The sequence below is a fragment of the Bradyrhizobium sp. genome (assembly GCF_030693485.1).
GTDB lineage: Bacteria > Pseudomonadota > Alphaproteobacteria > Rhizobiales > Xanthobacteraceae > Bradyrhizobium.
Map to the genome: position 1 here is coordinate 1 of NZ_JAUYAN010000147.1, position 2,994 is coordinate 2,994.

The 2,994-nt window shown below is 65.0% G+C and carries 4 protein-coding genes; 1 reads left to right on the forward strand and 3 read right to left on the reverse strand.

Annotated features, from left to right (window positions below; translation table 11 throughout):
- Window positions 1-975: VOC family protein (locus Q8N40_RS10800; protein WP_371135666.1), on the forward strand; the 975-nt coding region annotated here is incomplete at its 5' end.
- 45 nt (window positions 976-1,020) lie between these two features.
- Here the strand turns inward: Q8N40_RS10800 and Q8N40_RS10805 are convergent.
- The 3 genes from Q8N40_RS10805 to Q8N40_RS26695 form a co-directional block, all read right to left on the reverse strand.
- Window positions 1,021-1,920: an NAD-dependent epimerase/dehydratase family protein gene (locus Q8N40_RS10805; protein WP_305711813.1), complete on the reverse strand. Its 900-nt coding sequence runs from the start codon at window positions 1,918-1,920 to the stop codon at window positions 1,021-1,023.
- Window position 1,921: 1 nt separating this feature from the next.
- The gene (locus Q8N40_RS10810; RefSeq protein WP_305711814.1) at window positions 1,922-2,596 is read right to left on the reverse strand and encodes a dienelactone hydrolase family protein; all 675 of its coding nucleotides are present in this window, start codon (window positions 2,594-2,596) and stop codon (window positions 1,922-1,924) included.
- A gap of 294 nt (window positions 2,597-2,890) precedes the next feature.
- The coding region (locus Q8N40_RS26695) for a cytochrome c1 (RefSeq protein WP_371135667.1) at window positions 2,891-2,994 on the reverse strand (104 nt) is incomplete at its 5' end.

A 2,994-nucleotide genomic window follows, 5' to 3' on the forward strand; every position in this document is an offset into this window, starting at 1 on the left:
GGTTATGCCGGATTCGGATCCACCGCGCTGGACGATTGGCGGCAGTTCGGTACCGGCCTGGTCGGCCTGCAGGCGGTGGAGCGCGGCAACTCCCTGCTCGCGTTCCGGATGGACGACCGCAAGCAGCGCATCGTCATCGACCGCGCGATGGCGGATGGGGGACGCTTCTTCGGCTGGGAGGTGACGGACGCGGCCGATCTGGACGCCCTTGCCGCCCGGCTCGATAAGGCCGGGATCGATGTCGTGGCCGAACCGCGGACGCTGGCCGATGCAAGGCGTGTGCGTGGGTTGATTTCATTCACCGATCCCGAGGGCAACCGGCTCGAGGCCTTTTACGGCGCGGAGATCGACGAGACGCCGTTCAGGCCCGGCCGCTCGATCTCCGGCTTTCGCACCGGCCCGCTCGGTCTCGGCCATGCGGTGCTGACGGTGCAAAATATCGACCCGATGATGGCGTTCTATGTCGACCTGCTCGGCTTCGGGCTCAGCGACTACATCGAAAAACCGTTCCGCGCCTATTTCTTCCACGTCAATGCGCGCCATCACAGCCTCGCCATGATCGAGACCGGCAAGAGCGGCATGCATCATCTGATGGTGGAGTTGTTCTCGCTCGACGATGTCGGGCAGGCCTATGACGTCGCCCTGACGCAGGAAGATCGCGTCGGCGTCACGCTCGGCCGCCATACCAACGATTTCATGACCTCGTTCTACTGCAAATCGCCGTCCGCCTTCATGATCGAATGCGGCTGGGGCGGCCGCGAGATCGATCCCGGCAACTGGCAACCGGTCGAGATGTTCGACGGCCCGAGCCTGTGGGGTCATGAGCGCGTCTGGCTGCCGCCTGCAGACCGCGAGCTGGCGCGTGAAATGCGGATGCGCGCCGCGGCCGAAGGCCGCCGCGCGCCGGTGCAGGTGATGGAAGGCAATTACCGGCTGATGTCGGGGACCTGCGCCTGGTGGGATGGGATCAAGTAATAGACGGCCGCCGTCGTTCCCGCGAACGCGGGACGACGGATAAACCTACTCGCGATAACACCCCTGCTCGATCTCTTCGATCACGCCGCGCGCCGTTGGCGTCCAGCCGAGCTGCCGGGCCCGCTTGGCGCGCACCCGGCTGTTCGACGCCATGGTGTATTCGGCGGTACCCTCGCCCCATTCGGACGCCGCCTCCGCCATCGATATCGCGGTCGGCGGCCCCGAAAAGCCCAGCATGCGGTTGATGGCATCGCAAAGCTCGCGCATCGAATGCTCGCCGTTCTCGGCGAAATAGAACGACCCGGCCGGCGCCTTCTCGATCGCCAACGCATAGAGCGGCACGAGGTCGTCGATATGGACGTCCGACCAGATGTTTTCGCCGGGTCCGGCGTGCGCGGCATTGCCGCGCTTTCTGGCGAGCCTGATCAGATAGGGCACCTGCACGCTGTCCGCCTTGTCGCCATGACCTGCTCCATAGATCAAGCTGGGACAGATGATGACCGGACGGCAGCCCTTGTCGCGATACGACAGGATGAATTCGTTCAGGGCGACCCGCGCTGCGCGCGCTGATGATGGCGTGAACGGCGTGTCTTCATCGAACACCGCGTCGGAGCGTTCGCCGCGGGCCGGCGTGCCGACGATGCTCGACCCCGAGGTATGGATGAACGGCTTGCCGCTTCCCTCCAGCGCATCCAGCAAGGCCAAGACTGCACCCCTGTGGTCGGCACTGGCGGCATTGACCACGATATCGGCAGCTCGCGCGGCCCCGGCCAGAATGTCCGCATCGTCAAGCGTTCCCAGCACCGGCGCGATGCCCCGGGCGCGAACCGCGTCGGCCTTGTCCTGCGAGCGAACGAGGCCCGTCACCTGATGTCCGGCCGCGACCAGATAAGCCGCCACCGATCCGCCGATATAGCCCGATGCGCCCGTGCAAAGGATTTTCATGTCAGCCCAGATGCTTCTTGAAGAAATCGGTCGCCCGGCCCCAGGCCAGCTCAGCGGCGGCGCGATCGTGCACCGACTGGCGCTGCTCGTTGACGAAGGCGTGCTCGGCATCATAGCGGAACAGTTCGAGCGACTTGCCGGCGGCCTTCATCGCCTTCTCGAAACCATCGACCAGAGCCGGCGTGCACCAGTCGTCCTTGTTGGCAAAATGCGCCTGCAGCGGAATTTTCACGTCGGCGGGTTTTGCCGCCGCCTCCGGCGGGATGCCGTAGAACACCACGCCGGCGGCGAGTTCGGGAATTTTGGTAGCGCCGATAATGGTCACCGCGCCGCCGAGGCAGAAGCCGGTCAGGCCGACCTTGGCGCCGTTCCTGGCCAGATATTGCGCGGCGCCGCGCACGGTCTGGGTGGTCGCATCCATGAAATCCAGAGAGTTCATCTGCGCATTGGCGGCGTCGGTGTCGTGATAGGGCACCACGGTGCCCTTGTAGAGATCGGGCGCCAGTGCATCGAAGCCGGCCACCGCGAAGCGGTCGCACAGCCCCTTGATCTGATCGGAAAGCCCCCACCATTCCTGGATCACCACCACCCCGGGCGCATTGCCGCGCGCGGCATTGGCGAGATAACCGCCGGCGTCCTTGCCGTCCGGGCGCTTGAACGTGATGCTGGTACCCATGGTTCCTCCGGGGATTTTTCTTGCGGGGCGATTGGCGGCTATTTTGGCCGCTGTGGGGTTGGGATGCAATCGGTTCGCGCAAGCGCGGCTGTTCCCGGCGCTCACACCGCCGTCATCCCCGTGTAACGGCTCCGCCGTTATCCCTGGAGGTGGGCGCGCTTGCGCGCCTCGAAGGATGGGCCACGAGCACCGTTCGCATCCTTCGAGGCTCGCCGAAGACGGCAGCGTACGACTGCGCCCAACAAAAAAGCCCCCGCGGGGGCTTTTCCGAATTCATCCGATCCTGCGCAACGCTCAGTGCGCGTTGGCCCAGATCTTCTTCTTGGTGAAGTAGAGCAGGCCCGTGAGCAGGATCAGGAACACGAACACCTGCATGCCCAGTTTCTTGCGCGCTTCCA

Bases quoted from the DNA above. Each gene is read 5' to 3' on its own strand.
- Q8N40_RS10805 (WP_305711813.1), bottom strand. From the start codon at position 1,920: ATGAAAATCCTTTGCACGGGCGCATCGGGCTATATCGGCGGATCGGTG.
- Q8N40_RS10810 (WP_305711814.1), bottom strand. From the start codon at position 2,596: ATGGGTACCAGCATCACGTTCAAGCGCCCGGACGGCAAGGACGCCGGC.